Raw genomic sequence first — 17357 nt, 5'->3', positions numbered from 1 at the left:
GTTAGCCCCCACGCCGCCCGTCCGCTGCCGGCTAACATGATCGATATGGCTTTACGAGACTTTAAGGCGAGTCTTAACCATCACATCATTTTGTCCTCCGACATGATGCGCGAGTGCGGCTTGTTTGGTCGCCATCTCCAGGCACCTCCCTCCCTTTGCAGAAATGCCCACCCATGCTAACCCGGCGCTGGCGCGGCCCAGCAACCGGTCGCCGCCAATCGGTCGCCAGACGGTCGTCGCCAATCGGTTGTCGTTGAGAGCCATGAGCAAAACCGCCAGCCGTTTCGCCTTCGTCTCATCCGGTACAGCCGACGCCAATGCAGCGCTGGAAAGCCTCTCTGCGCGTTACGGCCAGGCCTCCGTCGAAGAAGCCGGGATCGTCGTGGCGCTCGGCGGCGACGGCTTTCTGCTGCAGACCCTGCGTGAGACGATGAGCACGGGAAAGAAGGTCTACGGCATGAACCGTGGCACCATCGGTTTTCTGATGAACGAATACCGCGCCAGCGGCTTGACCGGGCGCATCGCGGCGGCCGTTGCCGAAACGATCCGTCCGCTGGAGATGCAGGCGGTGACGGCCGAAGGCGAGACGATTTCGGCGCTCGCGATCAACGAGGTCGCGCTTTGGCGCCAGTCGTACCAGACGGCCAAGATCCGCATCACCGTGGATGGGCAAGAGCGGCTGGAGGAATTGCACTGCGACGGCGTGATGATTGCGACGCCGGCCGGCTCGACCGCGTATAATCTGTCGGCGCACGGGCCGATCCTGCCGCTCGACGCTCCGCTGCTGGCGCTGACCCCGGTCAGCCCGTTTCGTCCGCGCCGCTGGCGCGGCGCGCTGCTCTCCAACAAGGCGATCGTGCGTTTCGACATTCTGGAGCCGGAAAAGCGGCCGGTGAATGCCGCCGCCGACCACACCGAGGTCAAGGCGGTGACGACGGTCACGGTGAGGGAATCGCCGACGGCAACGGCGACGCTGCTGTTCGATCCCAACCATTCGTGGAACGAGCGCATTCTCGCCGAACAGTTCAGGTATTGAACAGACCGTGCAAATAAAAACCCGGCACGAGGCCGGGTTCCTATTTGACAACACAAGTGTTGCGGCGGCCGATCGTTGCGATCAGAACTTGTAATTCAAGCCGATGACTCCGGTGTGTATGCGGACCTTTGCTTCGACATTCAGGCCGGTGTCGACTGTATAATCGCTCTTGCCCAGATCGAAATATTTGTATTCGCCCTTGAGCGACCAGTGATCGGTAAAGGCATATTCCAGGCCCGCGCCCAGGGTCCAGCCTGCTCTGGTTTTCGAGGTGCCGTTGGTCCCGATCGGACCGCTTGTGCTAATCTCAACCCTGCCGAAGCCGAGACCGCCGGTACCGTAGATCAGCAGCCTATCCATCGCATAGCCAATTCGGCCACGCAGCGATCCGAGCATCTTTACATCGGAATCGCAAGAGAAGGTGGGGTTCGGACAGTCCGTGCCGCCATCGATATGGGCGGCCGAGATGTCCGCCTCGACGCCATAGACTATATTTCCGCTCTGGAAATTGTAACCGGCCTGGACGCCGCCCAGGGCGCCGCTGCCATCATGATCAGCCGTCCCGCCACCAGTATATTCCCAGTCTACTTTGCTGCTGCCACCGCCGACATGTGCGCCTAGATAGAGGCCCGTCCAGTTATACGTTGATGCGACCGGCAACTCCACGACATCGGCCGCGATCGCCGGAGTCAAGGCCGCTGCCAGAAACGCAGCGGAGAGAAAAGCTTTCTTCATAATGTGGCCCCCCTAGCCAAGAAAATGGATGAATCGTTTGTGGCTAGTTTTCTGAGTTATTTCAAATCTCAAATGATACTTTGGCGTGTGGTCAGAATGAATGCACCCTGGCGTTGCTGATCTGCAACACCTGCGCTGATGCGAGAATGTCGCCTTGCTGAACAGCGGGCCATCGACGAGCGGTAACCATCGCGATTAAGCTTACGGCTTCACAATCGCACCAATGCCGCCCGTTTGTGTTGACAAATCGTGGGCTTGCGCCTACCTGCAATACCAATCTTGCAGGCGCGCGGCGCTTGCCGCGACTGCATATGTTGCGCCCCCGAACCAGCCAAAGACAGCCAAACTTGTCCTCAGACACCCAGATCGCTCAAGAAGCGTTGACCTTCGCAGACCTCGGCCTGTCGCCGAAGGTCCTTTCCGCAGTTACCGATGCCGGCTACACCGAGCCGACGCCGATCCAGGCTGGTGCTATCCCGCACGCCTTGCTCGGCAAGGACGTGCTGGGCATTGCCCAGACCGGCACCGGCAAGACGGCGTCCTTCGTCCTGCCGATGCTTACCCGGCTGGAAAAGGGCCGCGCCCGCGCGCGCATGCCGCGCACGCTGATCCTCGAGCCGACGCGCGAGCTCGCCGCGCAGGTCGAGGAAAACTTCGTCAAATACGGCAAGAACCACAAGCTCAATATCGCACTGCTGATCGGCGGCGTGTCCTTCGACGAGCAGGACAAGAAGCTCGAGCGCGGCGCCGATGTGCTGATCGCGACCCCCGGCCGCCTGCTCGACCATCGCGAGCGCGGCAAGCTCCTGCTCAACGGCGTCGAGATCCTCGTCATCGACGAGGCCGACCGCATGCTCGACATGGGCTTCATCCCCGACATCGAGCGTATCTGCGAGATGATTCCGTTCACCAGGCAGACGCTGTTCTTCTCGGCGACGATGCCGCCGGAAATCACCAAGCTCACCGAGAAATTCCTGCACGCACCGGTGCGCGTCGAAGTGTCGAAGGCAGCATCGGCCGCCACCAACATCACCCAGCGGCTGGTGAAATCCGGCCCGAAACCCTGGGACAAGCGCGAGACGCTGCGCAATCTGATGAAAGCCGAGGATGCCGAGCTGAAGAACGCCATCATCTTCTGCAACCGCAAGATCGAGGTATCGGAGCTGTTCCGCTCGCTGCTGAAATATGACTTCGACGCCGGCGCCCTGCACGGCGACATGGACCAGCGCGCGCGCATGCAGATGCTGGCCAATTTCCGTGACGGCAAGCTGCGCTACCTCGTTGCTTCGGATGTCGCGGCGCGTGGCCTCGACATTCCCGATGTCAGCCATGTCTTCAATTACGACGTGCCGATCCACGCGGAGGATTACGTCCACCGCATCGGCCGTACCGGCCGCGCCGGGCGCTCGGGCAAATCCTTCACCATCGCGACCAAGTCGGACACCAAATACATCGACGCCATCGAGCGGCTGATCGGCACGAAGATCGAGTGGCATGACGGCGATTTGTCGACGGTCGTTGCCAGCGAAGGCGGCGAGGATGAGGCCCCGCGCCGTGGCCGCGGTGCGCCACGCCGTGCCGGCCGCAAGGACGACGCCAAGGACAGGGGCGAGCGCAAACCGCGTGAACGCCACGCCAAGCGCAGCGAAGAAGCAGCGCCAGAAGCAGTTAGCGAGGAACAGCCGGTCGTGGCCGAAGCCACCGTCGCCGACATCGACGAGCGGCGTACCCGCAAAGAGGCGATCCGCTCGGAAAACAGCGAGCGCCAGGCTTCACCTGAACGCAAGGCTTCGCCCGATCGCAACGAACGGCGCGCGCCGGAACGGGGCGACACCAGGCCGCAGCGCGAGCGCCCTGCCCGCCAGCGCCAGGAAGACAATGACGCGACCGTCGGCTTCGGCGACGACATGCCGGCCTTCATGCGGATCGTCGCCAAGGTCTGACACGGCTCGCGCGCGGCCCCGCCGACGCGCGAAGCACCCTCTTTTGAGAAGTACTGCTCTCGGTAATCTTGTGGCGTTGCTGCGAGGCGGTCGATTTTGGTGCTGCCGGCGATCCGTATGCCGCTAGGCTCGCTATGTGGCTAAAGATCCCTGAGCTCCAGGCGGGATGCCAGCAGGTCCAGAAAAGCGCGAACTTTGGCTGAGGACGACCTGCCTTCCGGCCACACGGCGTGTATCGGCACCGGCACCGGCTCGAATTCGGTTAGAACCAGTTCCAGGCGGCCATCGTCCACCAGGTGCTTTACCTGCCAAAGCGGCGAGTAGCCCAGACCCAATCCGTGAACCGCGGCCGCATAGATCGATATCATCAAATTCGACCGGAAGGTACCCGCGACCTTCACCGGCCGGGGCTTGCCTTCAATCTGAAACATCCATTCGCCTGGGCGGCCGTCGACGGTTCGTACGATGCATTGATGCTCACGCAATTCGAGCGGATGGGCCGGTCGGCCGTGTTGCTGGAAGTAGGCAGGTGCGCCGAACACCACGCGCCGCAGCGCGCCCAGGCGCTTCGCACGTAAATTGGAATCCGGCAAATTGCCGATTCGGACAGCCAAATCGAGGCGCTCGGCATCGAGATCGACAAATTCATCGGAAAGCTGGAGGTCAACCTCGACCCGGGGATATGTCCGCATATAATCGGCGATGACCGGCACGAGGAAGTCCGGGCCGAACAGAACCGGGGCACTGACACGCAGGATGCCCCATGGCTCCGACCGTCGATTGGCCGCCTGAAGCCTGGCTTCGTTAATTTCCTCGACGGCGGGTTTGATGCGCTGGAAAAAGGCCGCTCCGGCTTCGCTCGGCGTCGAGCGGCGTGTCGTCCTGTGCAGAAGCTCGACCCCGATTGAGTCCTCCAATGTCGCCAGGGACCGGCTGACCGACTGCAGTGAGCGGTTCAGCCGGCGTGCGGCAGCCGTCAGACTGCCATGCTCGACAATGGCAATGAAGGCTTCGAAATCATCTATCCGGCTCATCGCTCATCGCTCCTTTCTACCGAAAATCGGGAGAAACTATCGCAAAACCGATCAATTGTAACGAAGTTCGCTAGATTTTATCTTCTCTGCACAGGCCGAAAGGCAGACTCGAAGGAAGGAGATCGTCATGCGAACACCCAGTCCAACGGTCCTGGTCGTAGGCGCCGCAGGCCGCGTTGCCGGTTTGGTAGTGCCTGAACTCGTCCGCCGCAATGCCAGGGTTCGAGCGCTTGTTCGTGACGCCGCGGCCGCCGAAAAAGCCCGGAAAGCCGGCGCATCCGAAATCGCGATCGGAGATCTGCGCAACCGTCAGAGCCTTGAGCAGGCCGTGGAAGGTATCGACGGTGTCTTTCACATCGGACCGGCCTTTGCTCCCGACGAAGCCGCCATGGGGGTTGCCATGGTTGAGGCGGCGGCGCGAGCAGGCGTTCGAAAGTTCGTCTTTTCGTCGGTGATCCAGCCGACCAATACGAGGCTGGAAAACCATGCAAGCAAGGTACCCGTTGAAGCTGCCCTCTATTCGACGAACATGGAGTACACCATTCTGCACCCGGCCAATTTCATGCAAAATATCGCGCCGGCCTGGCCGTCCGTCGTCGAGCACGGCGTTTTCGCCGAGCCGTTTCCAAGGACGGCGAAGCTCGCCCGCGTCGACTATCGCGATGTGGCTGAAGTGGCGGCAATCGCACTGACCGAAGCGCGTTTGTCCTATGCGACCCTCGAGCTGTGCGCCGACGGTATGCACAGCCGCGAAGAGGTCGTCGCCATGATGAGCGAAGCGCTTGGCCGGCCGGTTTCGGCGGGCGAGCCGACATTTCAGGACTGGGCGGCGAAGGCCCGCCTTCCCTATACCGACCGGCAGTTGCAGATGCTGGCCAAAGTACACAGCCACTACGCCAAATACGGCCTCGGCGGGAACAGCCTGACGTTGCGTGCCGTGCTTGGCCGCGAGCCGCGTTCGCTGCGAAGCTTCATTCAGGAATTGGCGCTGCAGACGGCATATGCCGCCTGATCGTCCTTACAATAACCCCTACGCAAATTTTTTTGATTAGGAAGATGTCGATGCAAGCATCACCGGATCGAGCCTTCAAGTTGAGAAAGCTGCCGCCCTCCTACGGCGCGGTGGTGATGCCGTTGGTTCTTTCGATTCTGATGTCCTCGATTGTCTCGGCGGTTTCGACGGCAATCGGCGCAGGCTGGACGAACGGGTTTATAGCGGCCTGGAGCTATGCATGGGGCGCTTCATGGCTTGTCGCGTTTCCCAGTCTGCTGATTGTGCTTCCGATCGTGCGCCGGATCGTTGCCGCGATTGTCGATCAGCCGGCCCGGTCCTGACATCACGAACGAAGGGCGCCGACGGTCGGTGGCCCGGCATAACCATTGGAGCGGCCCCTTGCGGGGCCGCTCTCGGTTCATGTGCTTGCCTCAGGTGAGCGGCGACAGCTGGATCTCGACGCGGCGGTTCTGAGCCCGGCCGGCAGCCGTCGCATTGGAGGCGATCGGACGCGTCTTGCCGAAGCCGGTGACGGCGAAGCGGCGGGAATCGACGCCCTGCCCGGACAGATAGTTGGCGACCGCCAGGGCGCGGCGCTGCGACAGGTCGAAATTGTGCTCGTCGCTGCCGGTCGAGTCGGTGTGGCCGAACACGTCGACGGTGGTCTGGCGGAACTTTTTCAGCACAAGGGCCACCGAATTCAGCACCGGATAGAAACCGGCCTTCACCGCGTCCTGGTCGACGTTGAAGGTGATGTCGGACGGCATATTGAGGATGATCTGATCGCCGGTGCGGGTGACGCTGACGCCTGTGCCCTGAAGCTGTCGGCGCAGTTCGGCCTCGTTCTGGTCCATGGTGGCACCGATGGCACCGCCGGCAAGCGCGCCGATGCCCGCGCCGATCAGCGCGTTGCGGCGGTCGTTACCGCCGGCAAGCATGCCGAGCCCGGCACCCGCCAAAGCACCGAGACCGGCGCCGGCAGCGGTGTTGGAAACCTTCTGTTCCCCGGTGTAGGGATCGGTGGTGCATGCGCTCACGAGCACAGCCGTCGCCACGACGGCGAGCACAATCTTTTTCATATGGTGGTCCCTCTCCATTCCACGGCCGCGCAACGGCGCACCGCATCAGCCCTTCCAGCGACTTGTAACATGAAATGCGGCGAAAAGCGGACCAGCAAAAGCCGCTGCCGCGGCTTTCCCCGGCTCAATTCCACACGCCTGCAGCGGCTCGCGCGACCACCGCAATTCGACCGGCTACCAGAGATTCTTGCCGTCGATGACCACCACTTCGACCTTGTCGAGATCGAAATCGTCGAACAGCCGCGAGTTCACGCTGATCTTCGGATTGTCGAAATTCGGCTCGCCTGTCGACCAGTCCGGCGTCTCGGTGAAGGTGCCACAGCCGCAGGTGGCGCAAAAACCGTGTTTTATGGTTTTCGATCCCCACTGGTAGAACGAAACATTCTCCGGCGGGCTGGTGAGCCTGAATTGCGATGGGGTGTAATAGGCCCACAACGAACCGCGTTTTGAACAGAAGGAACAGGTGCATCGCGTCACTGTCTGCGGCGCTTGCGAGACCTCGAACGTCGTCGCCTTGCAGTGGCAGCTTGCCTTGATGGTCATGGATTGGTCCCTCACAATGCCGCCGCCCGTAGGCAAAGGCAGCATAAAGAAACGCTCCTGACAACTGCCTGTCAGCGACCTGTGAGCCTGCGATGCACAGGTTAAAAATGCTGGAGTGGCGATCGAAGGCTCATCGATCCAAAGCCGCCGCACACGCTCGGGTCAGCCCGTCGGCAAGCTTTTGGGCGTCATGCGCTAATAGGACGATGGCGGCACGAACAGGCAGATGGTCTTTCCGTCATTGGCACCGGCAACGGAGCACCAATGATATTCGCCGTCGGGCGAATTCTTGATCCGCTTGTCGCTATAGGCCACGACTTCCCCGGTTCCTTTGATGACATAGCCCTCGGGACGTTCGCTGATCGATGTCTGAGAGACCTCGCGGCAATCATAGCCCGAGCAGCAGGAGAAGGGATAGCTCCAGCCTTGCGGCATGGCCGCGGTCGGCTTGGCATCATGCGCCAGAGCAGGCGCCGCAAATGGAATGGCGGCAGCTATCAAAACCACTGCCGCGACAAGTGAATTCAGGAGTCGGCGCGCCGTGCGGGCGACTGGGGCCGGTCTGGTTGTGAGAGCAGGCATGAGCGCAGTTCCTATCAACGGTTGTCAAGCATTTCGCTTGCCCGTTCCCGGAACGTGTCTTCCCAGTGGCCGGATCGTCAGGTCGCAGATACGCCGCGTCCGGCCATAAATGCTTTTTTCCTCCCCAGCGCATGAATGCTGGGCTGATTCCTTGGTCGGCGCAAGCAATTGCTGTCGCAACCGAACGCCGACCTCTGCGGCCGGAACCAACCTGCCGTCCTGATTGACGAAACCTGGTCAACCCCGGCAGCGGGATCGCCAATAACGGGATTTGGCTCGCGCTGGTTCCAGGCTTGGCACCGGCGGCCCGCGGCATCCGCGTCAAAAAGCGGAAATCGATTTTGAAAAATCCGATGAAAAACAAAGTTGTAGAACGACAGGTAAGTGCAAATTGAGAGCTCGTCACTCTCGCGCGATGGCCGTAACTCTCGCGTGATGAACCCACATTCCTGCCGGATTGGTGCCCGGCGGCCTCAGTCGATATCGGCCACCGTTTCGCCGGCGCCACCTTCGATCCGCTGCGACAGCGAGGCTTCCATGAAATCGTCGAGGTCGCCGTCGAGCACGCTCGACGGGCTGGTGCTCTCGACACCGGTGCGCAGATCTTTCACCAGCTGATAGGGCTGCAGCACGTAGGACCGTATCTGGTGGCCCCAGCCAATATCGCTCTTCGACGCTTCGGTGGCGTTCGCCACCGCTTCGCGCTTCTTCAGCTCTTCCTCGTAAAGCCGCGAGCGCAGCATTTCCCAGGCCTTGGCCTTGTTCTTGTGCTGGGAGCGCTCGGCCTGGCAGGCAACCGCGATGCCGGTGGCGAGATGGGTTATGCGCACCGCCGAATCGGTGGTGTTGACGTGCTGGCCGCCCGATCCCGACGACCGATACGTGTCGATACGGACGTCGGATTCGGAAACGTCGATGTCGATCGTATCGTCGATGACGGGATAGACCCAGACGCTGGCGAAGGAGGTGTGGCGGCGCGCATTGCTGTCATAGGGCGAAATCCGCACGAGACGATGCACGCCCGATTCCGTCTTCAGCCAGCCATAGGCGTTGTGGCCCTTGATCAGCAGCGTGGCCGACTTGATGCCGGCTTCTTCGCCGTCATGCACTTCAAGCACCTCGACCTTGAAGCGCCGGCGCTCGGCCCAGCGCGTATACATGCGCAGAAGCATCGAGGCCCAGTCCTGGCTTTCGGTGCCGCCGGCGCCGGCATGGACTTCCAGATAGCTATCGTTGGCGTCAGCCTCGCCCGACAGCAGCGTTTCGATCTGGCGCGCCTTGGCCTCGCCGCGCATCGAGCGGATCGCCGCTTCGGCCTCCGCGATGACGCCCTCGTCGCCCTCTTCCTCGCCAAGCTCAATCAACCCGATATTGTCTTCCAGGGCCTGGGTGAGGCCTTTGACCGCGGCAATGCCTTCCTCGAGGCCCTGACGCTCGCGCATCAGCTTTTGCGCTTCCAGCGGCTCGTTCCAGAGGCTCGAATCCTCGGCACGGACGTTCAGGTACTCAAGCCGCTTTATGGCTTGGTCCCAGTCAAAGATGCCTCCTCAGCAGGGTGATCGCCTGCCTGATCTCGTCGACAATATTTTGCGTTTCCGCGCGCATGGCTGGCTGTTCTGTCCTGTTGCTGGATGGCGGTTTGATGGCGCGATACATAGGGACGGCACGGTCTCCTGTAAAGCGCCGGCCCCTGTAATGTACCGGCCCCTGTAAAGCGGAATGGACCGGCTCGACCATCATCGTCAAGCCGGCCCGACCCGATGTAGCGATTGTCAGTAGAGCCCGCCGCCGCCCGACTGGATGGCCTGGTTGGCCTGCGGCGACAGCGCCCCGCCGGTGGCGTTGGAGCCGTCCGCACCCATGCCGATCACCCAATAGCTGTCGGCGGGACCGGTACCCGGCTTGAAGGCTTCGATGATGGTTCCGGCGTCGCCCGCGTTGGCTCGCATGCCGGTCTTGCGATTGATCGCAATCAGCTTCATGCCGTCCGGAACCTTGAAGTCGACATTGGGCGTGCCGTCCAGCGCCACGCGCATGAAATCCTTGAAGATCGGCGCGGCAAGGCCGCCGCCGGTCGCGCCCTTGCCAAGGCCTTTCGGCTGATCGTAGCCCATATAGAGGCCAACAACGAGGTTCGGCGTATAGCCGATGAACCAGGCATCCTTTTCGTCGTTGGTCGTTCCGGTCTTGCCGGCGATGTGACGGCCGAGCTCGTTGATGGTGGCGCCGGTGCCGCGTTGCACGACGCCCTCCATCATCGATGTGATCTGGTAGGCGGTCATCGGATCGAGCACCTGCTCGGAATTGTCGACCAGCTCCGGCTCTGGCTGGTTCTGCCACTCGGCGGCGTTGCAGTTCGAGCAGCCGCGTTCGTCCTGCCTGAAGACGGTCTTGCCGTAGCGGTCCTGGATACGGTCGATCAGCGACGGCTTGATCGACTTGCCGCCATTGGCCATGATCGAATAGGCCGACACCATGCGCATCACCGTCGTCTCGCCGGATCCCAGCGCCATCGGCAGATACGGCGCCAGGTGGTCGTAGACACCGAAACGCTCGGCATATTCCACGACCAGCTTCATGCCCATGTCGTTGGCAAGCCGCACCGTCATCAGATTGCGCGATTTCTCGATGCCGGACCGCAACGTCGCCGGGCCGGCCACCGTTCCGTCGTAATTCTTGGGCGTCCAGGTCGTGTTGCCGCTCTGGATGGTGATCGGCCCGTCCATGATCACGGAGGCGGGCGTATAGCCATTGTCGAGGGCGGCCGAATAGACGATCGGCTTGAACGACGACCCCGGCTGGCGCATGGCCTGCGTCGCCCGGTTGAACTCCGACTGCGCGTAGGAGAAACCGCCGACCATGGCCAGGACGCGTCCGGTATGCGGGTCCATGGCGATCAGGCCGCCTTCCACTTCGGGAACCTGGCGCAAGCTGTAGCTGTTGTCCGAGCCGTCGTTCTTCTGCACGAAAATCACGTCGCCCGGCTTCAGCACGTCGGCGGGCGACTTCGCCTTGACGGTCCTGCCGTCGACCACGTGGCGCATGGCGAAGCTCATGTCTTCCTTGCTGACGGTGCCTTCGACGCGGTCCTTGACGATTTCGCCGGAGATCTGGCGCGTCGGCTGCAGGCCGATGGACAGGCCGGTGGCCGAGCTGTCGAGCACGACGGCGAGCGACCATTCCGGCACGTCCTCCAACCGCTTGACGTTGCCCAGCGGCACGCCCCAGTCGCCGGAAACGTCGATGCTCGTGACCGGCCCGCGGTAGCCGCGCAGCGTGTCGAACTTCATAAGTCCGTTCTGCATGGCCTTGCGGGCAATCAGCTGCATCTTCGGATCGAGCGTCGTGCGGACGGAAAGGCCGCCTTCGTAGAGCGCATTCTCGCCGTAGCGCGCGATGATCTGGCGACGCACTTCCTCGGTGAAATACTCCCCGGCGAAGAGATAGTTGCCGGTGCGGCGCGGCGTGACGCCGAGCGGCTCGGCCTTGGCCTTCTCGCCTTCTTCATGCGTGACGTAGCCGTTCTCGACCATCTGGTCGATGACCCAGTTGCGGCGCTCCAAGGCGCGATCGGCATGCTTGAAGGGATGGTAGTTGTTCGGCCCCTTCGGCAGGGAGGCGAGATAGGCGGCTTCGGCCACGGTGAGCTCGTTCACCGATTTGTCGAAATAGGTGAGCGCAGCACCGGCGACGCCATAGGCGCCGAAGCCGAAGAAAATCTCGTTGAGATAGAGCTCGAGAATGCGATCCTTCGAGTAGGCCTGCTCGATGCGGAAGGCGAGGATCATCTCCTTGATCTTGCGCTCGTAGGTCTGGTCTGAAGACAACAGGAAGTTCTTCGCCACCTGCTGGGTAATCGTCGAGGCGCCGACCTGGCGCTTTCCCGAACCAACATTCTGCAGGTTGACGACAATGGCCCGGCCAAGGCCGGTCACGTCGATGCCGGGGTGATTGTAAAAATTCTTGTCCTCGGCCGACAGGAAGGCCGCCTTGACACGATCCGGGATCGCCTGAATCGGCAGATAAAGCCGCCGCTCACGCGCATATTCGGCCATCAGCGCGCCATCCGACGCGTGGATGCGGGTCGTCACCGGCGGCTCGTATTTGGCCAGCACCTCGTAATCGGGCAGGTCCTTCGACAAATGGCCGATATAGATCGCCACGCCCGCCGCGACCAAAAGGGCCAGCGTCGTGCCGATGCCGAAGAAATAGCCAATGAGACGAATCATACCCGCTCCAGTCCTTGGTTCGGGAATTTCCTAAACGAAGCCGCCCTTCACGCAAGCTTTCGGGACGATCCCAAACCGTAATCGCAAAATCCATGTCGCGACCATGTGGGCAAAATACGGCAGCGCGGGATTTCGGTTTCGAATGCCGGAAATAAAAGCACAGGATGTTGTCGCCGTGCAACGCTGCTTCAGGTTGTGGGCGCCGGCGGACATTTCAGCCTCCGGCCCCCGTTCCGCTCTTGGCCGAAGCAAACAGGGCAACGGCGTTGGTTATGCTCTGGGTCGCCTTGTTGCGCCAATCGGCGCTGAGCAACTGCGCTTCGTCCTTGGCGTTCGACAGATAGCCGAGTTCGACCAGCACGGATGGAACGTCCGGCGCTTTCAGCACCTTGAAGCCGGCAGAACGCTGCGGGTTCTTGATCAGACCGACGCTGGTGGAAAGCTGGCCGACGAGAGTATGGGCGAAGCTCATCGAAAAATTATGCGTCTCGCGGCGGATCAGGTCGATCAGGATATCGGTCACTTCCTTGCTGTCGTCCTTGATCTCCATGCCGGCGAACTGGTCGGAAAGATTTTCACGGTCGGCAAGCGCCTGCGCCTCGGGATCGGAAGCCTTGTCGGACACGGTGTAGACGGTTGCGCCGCGAATGCCCTTGAGGCTGATCGTGTCCGCATGGATCGAGATGAGCAGGTCGGCCTCATGCTGGCGGGCAATGCGCACGCGGTCGTCGAGCCGCAGGAACTCGTCCGTTTCGCGCGTCAGGAACACGTCATATTTGCCGCTGGCGGCGAGCTTGTCGCGCAGTTCCATGGCAAAGGCGAGCGTCACGTTCTTTTCGACCGTCCCGTTCAGGCCCTCGGCACCGCCGTCGATGCCGCCATGGCCGGGATCGATGACGACGGTGAAACGATGGCCCGGATTGGAGACCGGCCCGGTACCGACCCTGCCGGCCTTGTCGGCGGAGACCGTCGAACCGGTGGTCAGCGCCTGATTGGCGAGCGCTGCGTCGAATTCCCGCTGCGAGGCCGCCGACATATCGATGGCGATGCGGTAGCCGTTGCCGTCACCGTTCTTGAGCACGTCGAGATTGTCGACGGCGAACGGTCCCTTGCCGGTGAGAATCAGCCGCGATTTCCCTTCGCCGAGCTCGCCGTAACGCACGGCACGGACAAGGCCGCGCGGCTTTACATCCTTGGCATTGAGGGCAAATCTGGTGGCCGGCAGATCGATGACCAGGCGATCGGGGCCGCGCAGCAGGAACCATTTGATGTCGGGTTCGCGGTCGAAATTGATGACGATGCGCATCTTGGTGGCATCGCCGGCCATCTTGTAGCTTGTGGCGCCGAGCGGTACGTCGGCAGCACGCGAAAGCGGCGAAAAGACCAGGCAAGCCAGGATCAGCGGCAGCAGGCAGGCGGTGCGGAACAACCAGCCTCCATGATGACGGCCCTTGTCTGCGAAGCCTGCCAGTCCCATCTTTCTACCAATCGCTCCACGTTGGCGTCATGCCCGATCGCTTGTCGAAGTGCCCTATTGCTTGTCAAAGTGCTGGCAGGCCGCGAACTCGATTAACGATTGGTATCCAGAGAAGGTTAACCAAGCCTTTTCATGGAAGGCTTGGAACCTGGGCTTCCGCTGCGGAACGGCTTTTTGCCGGCATCGGGAATCGGGGTTGCCTTCCAACCCGCCAAATCATAAAAGCGATGGTGGATCACTGCAATCCTGGAACCGTCCTCCTCCGCAGCTTCCTGCTACAGGTCAGACGCAAGACGGCTCCTTTTGCTTCAGGCGAAGAAGGCATCGGTGATCGCGACGATTTTCGCAGGCGTGCTCCCGTGGCGGGGGAATCGCCTGCGTGAGCAAAACGGCCGGGATTGTCCCGTGCCGGCTCTGTATGAGCAAACAAGCTGGTCCGGTTTTTTCCGGGCTTTGGTTCAAAAGGTTCTGCTGGTGACGATGGCTTCAAGCGCAATCATGGAAAGGTCCGCAACAAACCGCGCCACTACGGCTGCGGGCGGCACCGCCATGGCGCTCAGGCAGCGGCCGGCGGACGTTCAATTGTCCGGCACCCATGTTCCAGGTCCACGGCAGCGGGCAGTGTCCTGCAAGCTGCGGCCGACGGCTGCCGGGAGGAAACGAAATAATGCCCAACAAAATGCTGATAGACGCCTCCCACCCGGAGGAAACACGCGTTGTCGTCGTTCGCGGTAACCGTATTGAAGAATTCGACTTTGAATCCCAGGACAAGAAGCAGCTCAAAGGAAACATCTATCTCGCCCGCGTAACGCGCGTCGAACCTTCCCTTCAGGCAGCCTTTGTCGAATATGGCGGCAACCGTCACGGTTTCCTCGCCTTCAGTGAAATACACCCCGACTACTACCAGATTCCGGTCGCCGACCGTCAGGCGCTGCTGCGTGCGGAAGCACAGGAAGCCCAGGACGAAGAGGACGAGGAAGCCGCCGAAGGCGAGGACCGCCAGAGCCGCGACCGTGGCAAGCGCGGACGCCGGCGCGGCGGCAAGAGCCGCGACCGCGGCGAGCACAGGCGCGAGGCAGGCGCGGCCGACGGCGAGAATGGCGAGAACGGCGAAGATGTCGTCGCAGAAAAGCTGGATGCCGTTGACGACAACACCATGTCCGACATTGCCGGACAGAGCGAGGGTGCCGCCGGGCAGAGCGATGAAGCCGCCGATCGCGGTGAGACCGAGCCGTCCGAAGGCGGTTCCAGTTCCATCGCTGCCAGCGTCGATGCCGACGTAATCTCGGAAGCCGTCCCGCAAGTCGAGGTAAGCGGGCCCGAGACAAGCGGGGCCGAGACAAGCGGCGAAGCAACCTCCGAAGACAATGATCGCGGCATGCTGGAAGAGGTGCAATCCTCGCATCCGGACGATCACGAGGTCGAATCGGTCGGCGCCGAGGACGCGCTGGAAGAAGTGCGCAACCGCCGCAAGCCGGTCCGTCGCCAGTACAAGATCCAGGAAGTGATCAAGCGCCGGCAGATCCTGCTGGTGCAGGTCGTCAAGGAAGAGCGCGGCAACAAGGGTGCAGCGCTGACCACCTACCTGTCGTTGGCCGGCCGCTATTCGGTGCTGATGCCGAACACGGCCCGCGGCGGCGGTATTTCGCGCAAGATCACCAATGCGCAGGACCGCAAGCGGCTGAAGGAAGTGGTCGCCGATCTCGAAGTGCCGCAAGGCATGGGTGTCATCCTGCGTACGGCAGGCGAAAGCCGCACCAAGGCAGAGATCAAGCGCGACTACGAATATTTGATGCGGCTTTGGGAAAACGTCCGCAATCTGACGCTGCAATCCACGGCCCCTGCCCTGGTTTACGAGGAAGGCAGCCTGATCAAGCGCTCGGTGCGCGACCTTTACAACAAGGATATCGACGAGATCCTGGTTTCCGGCGAAGAAGGCTACCGCGAGGCCAAGGACTTCATGCGCATGCTGATGCCGAGCCACGCCAAGGTGGTTCAGCCGTTCCGCGACACGACGCCGATCTTTGTGCGCAACGGCATCGAAGCGCAGCTCGACCGCATGCTGCAGCCGCAGGTGACGCTGAAGAGCGGCGGCTACATCATCATCAACCAGACGGAAGCGCTGGTCGCCATCGACGTCAATTCGGGCCGTTCCACCAAGGAGCACTCGATCGAGGACACCGCACTTCACACCAATCTGGAAGCCGCCGAGGAAGTCGCCCGGCAATTGAGGCTGCGCGATCTCGCCGGCCTCATCGTCATCGACTTCATCGATATGGAGGAGAACCGCAACAACCGCTCCGTCGAGAAGCGGCTGAAGGATCACCTCAAGAACGATCGTGCCCGCATCCAGGTCGGCCGCATCTCGCATTTCGGCCTGATGGAGATGTCGCGCCAGCGCATCCGTGCCAGCGTGCTGGAATCGACGATGAAGCCTTGCCCGCATTGCGGCGGCACCGGCCATGTGCGCTCCGATTCGTCGGTCGCGCTGATGGTGGTGCGGGCAATCGAGGAATTCCTGCTCAAGGATTCGCGCAGCCACATCACGGTGCGGACGCCGGCGGCGACCGCGCTCTATGTGCTCAATCACAAGCGCGGCACGCTGGTGGAATTCGAGCATCGCTTCGGCGTGACCATCACCATCGAAGCCGATGACGCCGTCGGTGCACAACACTATGCCATCTTCCGCGGCGCGTTGGCCGAAAAGCCGGAAGGCTTTGTCGAGGCGCGCACGTTCCCGGCCTATGTCGAGCCGGAAGAACCCGAGGACGAGATCGTCATCGAAGAGGAAGACGAGGCACCGGTGCAGGCCGAGCAGCCACGCCCTGCCCAGCAGCCTCAGCAGCCAAGGTCCGGCGAGGACGGCGAAGGCCGCGATCGCAAGCGCCGCAAGCGCCGCAGACGGCGCGGCGGCAAGGATCGTGAACATGGGGATCGTGAACACGGGGATCGTGAGCACGGGGAACGCGAACATGGCGATCGCGAGCATGGCGCTGCTGTGGAAGGTGCTTCCGTTTCGGCGCCGATAGACGATGCCTTCGTAGCCGCCGGCGATCAAGGTGCCGAAGCGGAACGTGAAGCGCCGGCCGGTGTTGCCGAAACGGCGGAAGCGGCGGACGACGGTCACGGCAAGAAGCGCCGGCGCGGCAAGCGCGGCGGCAAGCGCAATCGCCGCGAAGAGGGCGAAGGCGAGATCGAAGCCAGCGCCGGCGAGCCGGCCGCCATGACGGAAGGTGCCGTGTCGGAAGCACAGCCCGTGACCGGCGAGCCGGAAGGTGCGCCGCCGGCCGAAGAGCTTGCGGTGCGTGCTCCGGCGAATGACGACACGCCGAGCGCCGAAAAGCCGAAGAAGCCGCGCCGTACCGCCAAGCCGAAGAAGGTTGCGGCGGATGCAGTTGCCGAGATTGCGGGCGCCGAGACATCGGCTGCCGAGGCCGCCTCCGTGGCTTCCGGCGAGACCCCCACGCCGGTTCCGCAGGAGACCGAAGCGGCGGCTGCCGAGGAAACGCCGAAGGCCCGGCCGTCGCGGCGCAAGCCCGTACCGGTGGATGCTCCGGTCGTGCCGGTCGTCTCCTCGATCGTCCCGGACGAGGCAAAGGCCGACGAGGCAAAGACCGAGGAAGCAAAGGCCGAGGAAGCAAAGGCCGAGGACAAGCCGAAGCGTGCCGGCTGGTGGCAGCGGAAGGGCTTTTTCTAAGCTTTTCC

14 protein-coding genes are annotated in these 17357 nt (G+C 62.2%); 5 read left to right on the top strand and 9 right to left on the bottom strand.

Annotated features, from left to right (window positions below):
* Window positions 1-262 precede the first annotated feature (262 nt).
* Window positions 263-1036, top strand: a complete 774-nt coding sequence (locus tag NKJ15_RS30185; RefSeq protein ID WP_023679915.1) for an NAD kinase — start codon at window positions 263-265, stop codon at window positions 1034-1036.
* An 81-nt stretch (window positions 1037-1117) separates the two neighbouring features.
* On the opposite strand, the gene NKJ15_RS30180 is transcribed toward NKJ15_RS30185, so the two are convergent.
* Window positions 1118-1771, bottom strand: a complete 654-nt coding sequence (locus tag NKJ15_RS30180) for an outer membrane protein (protein WP_352451078.1) — start codon at window positions 1769-1771, stop codon at window positions 1118-1120.
* A 347-nt stretch (window positions 1772-2118) separates the two neighbouring features.
* Here NKJ15_RS30180 and NKJ15_RS30175 point away from each other — a divergent pair, with 347 nt between their 5' ends.
* Window positions 2119-3714 carry a DEAD/DEAH box helicase gene (locus NKJ15_RS30175; protein ID WP_352819388.1) on the top strand — a complete coding sequence of 532 codons (1596 nt, stop codon included), beginning with the start codon at window positions 2119-2121 and terminating at the stop codon, window positions 3712-3714.
* A gap of 140 nt (window positions 3715-3854) precedes the next feature.
* Here NKJ15_RS30175 and NKJ15_RS30170 read toward each other — a convergent pair whose 3' ends face one another.
* Complete coding sequence (locus NKJ15_RS30170; RefSeq protein WP_352819386.1) at window positions 3855-4748, bottom strand: LysR family transcriptional regulator; 894 nt, start codon at window positions 4746-4748, stop codon at window positions 3855-3857.
* Between the two features lie 127 nt (window positions 4749-4875).
* Between NKJ15_RS30170 and NKJ15_RS30165 the strand changes: the two genes are divergently transcribed.
* Both NKJ15_RS30165 and NKJ15_RS30160 read left to right on the top strand, forming a co-directional pair.
* Window positions 4876-5760, top strand: coding sequence for an NmrA family NAD(P)-binding protein (locus NKJ15_RS30165; RefSeq protein WP_352819384.1), 885 nt, complete (start codon window positions 4876-4878; stop codon window positions 5758-5760).
* A gap of 44 nt (window positions 5761-5804) precedes the next feature.
* Window positions 5805-6083, top strand: a complete 279-nt coding sequence (locus NKJ15_RS30160) for a DUF2798 domain-containing protein (protein ID WP_502906963.1) — start codon at window positions 5805-5807, stop codon at window positions 6081-6083.
* A 90-nt stretch (window positions 6084-6173) separates the two neighbouring features.
* Here NKJ15_RS30160 and NKJ15_RS30155 read toward each other — a convergent pair whose 3' ends face one another.
* From NKJ15_RS30155 to NKJ15_RS30125, 7 genes are all read right to left on the bottom strand, one after another.
* The gene (locus NKJ15_RS30155; RefSeq protein WP_254817106.1) at window positions 6174-6821 is read right to left on the bottom strand and encodes a YiaD family glycine zipper/OmpA-like lipoprotein; all 648 of its coding nucleotides are present in this window, start codon (window positions 6819-6821) and stop codon (window positions 6174-6176) included.
* Between the two features lie 174 nt (window positions 6822-6995).
* Window positions 6996-7364: a GFA family protein gene (locus NKJ15_RS30150; protein ID WP_023679923.1), complete on the bottom strand. Its 369-nt coding sequence runs from the start codon at window positions 7362-7364 to the stop codon at window positions 6996-6998.
* Between the two features lie 195 nt (window positions 7365-7559).
* Window positions 7560-7946: a hypothetical protein gene (locus NKJ15_RS30145; protein ID WP_031212810.1), complete on the bottom strand. Its 387-nt coding sequence runs from the start codon at window positions 7944-7946 to the stop codon at window positions 7560-7562.
* Window positions 7947-8419: 473 nt separating this feature from the next.
* A protein-coding gene (gene prfB, locus NKJ15_RS30140; protein WP_352451084.1) for a peptide chain release factor 2 occupies window positions 8420-9551 on the bottom strand; the annotation gives its coding sequence in 2 pieces (ribosomal slippage) (window positions 8420-9484 and window positions 9486-9551; 1131 coding nt in all).
* Window positions 9552-9718: 167 nt separating this feature from the next.
* Window positions 9719-12175, bottom strand: a complete 2457-nt coding sequence (locus NKJ15_RS30135; RefSeq protein WP_352472768.1) for a penicillin-binding protein 1A — start codon at window positions 12173-12175, stop codon at window positions 9719-9721.
* Between the two features lie 30 nt (window positions 12176-12205).
* On the bottom strand, window positions 12206-12388 hold the full coding sequence (locus NKJ15_RS30130; RefSeq protein WP_352684833.1) for a hypothetical protein: 183 nt from the start codon (window positions 12386-12388) through the stop codon (window positions 12206-12208).
* Window position 12389: 1 nt separating this feature from the next.
* On the bottom strand, window positions 12390-13652 hold the full coding sequence (locus tag NKJ15_RS30125; protein WP_352819382.1) for an N-acetylmuramoyl-L-alanine amidase: 1263 nt from the start codon (window positions 13650-13652) through the stop codon (window positions 12390-12392).
* Window positions 13653-14319: 667 nt separating this feature from the next.
* Between NKJ15_RS30125 and NKJ15_RS30120 the strand changes: the two genes are divergently transcribed.
* Window positions 14320-17349, top strand: a complete 3030-nt coding sequence (locus NKJ15_RS30120; protein ID WP_352819380.1) for an Rne/Rng family ribonuclease — start codon at window positions 14320-14322, stop codon at window positions 17347-17349.
* The last annotated feature ends 8 nt before the right edge of the window (window positions 17350-17357 follow it).

The sequence above is a fragment of the Mesorhizobium sp. M0207 genome (assembly GCF_040321995.1).
Taxonomy (GTDB): domain Bacteria; phylum Pseudomonadota; class Alphaproteobacteria; order Rhizobiales; family Rhizobiaceae; genus Mesorhizobium.
This window is presented reverse-complemented; position numbering and strand designations above follow the sequence as displayed.

What these genes read in the sequence shown, in the direction of transcription:
- NKJ15_RS30185 (WP_023679915.1), top strand. Translation starts at nt 263, where the DNA reads ATGAGCAAAACCGCCAGCCGTTTCGCCTTCGTCTCATCCGGTACAGCC.
- NKJ15_RS30180 (WP_352451078.1), bottom strand. Translation starts at nt 1,771, where the DNA reads ATGAAGAAAGCTTTTCTCTCCGCTGCGTTTCTGGCAGCGGCCTTGACT.
- NKJ15_RS30170 (WP_352819386.1), bottom strand. Translation starts at nt 4,748, where the DNA reads ATGAGCCGGATAGATGATTTCGAAGCCTTCATTGCCATTGTCGAGCAT.
- NKJ15_RS30165 (WP_352819384.1), top strand. Translation starts at nt 4,876, where the DNA reads ATGCGAACACCCAGTCCAACGGTCCTGGTCGTAGGCGCCGCAGGCCGC.
- NKJ15_RS30160 (WP_502906963.1), top strand. Translation starts at nt 5,805, where the DNA reads ATGTCGATGCAAGCATCACCGGATCGAGCCTTCAAGTTGAGAAAGCTG.
- NKJ15_RS30155 (WP_254817106.1), bottom strand. Translation starts at nt 6,821, where the DNA reads ATGAAAAAGATTGTGCTCGCCGTCGTGGCGACGGCTGTGCTCGTGAGC.
- NKJ15_RS30150 (WP_023679923.1), bottom strand. Translation starts at nt 7,364, where the DNA reads ATGACCATCAAGGCAAGCTGCCACTGCAAGGCGACGACGTTCGAGGTC.
- NKJ15_RS30145 (WP_031212810.1), bottom strand. Translation starts at nt 7,946, where the DNA reads ATGCCTGCTCTCACAACCAGACCGGCCCCAGTCGCCCGCACGGCGCGC.
- NKJ15_RS30135 (WP_352472768.1), bottom strand. Translation starts at nt 12,175, where the DNA reads ATGATTCGTCTCATTGGCTATTTCTTCGGCATCGGCACGACGCTGGCC.
- NKJ15_RS30130 (WP_352684833.1), bottom strand. Translation starts at nt 12,388, where the DNA reads ATGTCCGCCGGCGCCCACAACCTGAAGCAGCGTTGCACGGCGACAACA.
- NKJ15_RS30125 (WP_352819382.1), bottom strand. Translation starts at nt 13,652, where the DNA reads ATGGGACTGGCAGGCTTCGCAGACAAGGGCCGTCATCATGGAGGCTGG.
- NKJ15_RS30120 (WP_352819380.1), top strand. Translation starts at nt 14,320, where the DNA reads ATGCCCAACAAAATGCTGATAGACGCCTCCCACCCGGAGGAAACACGC.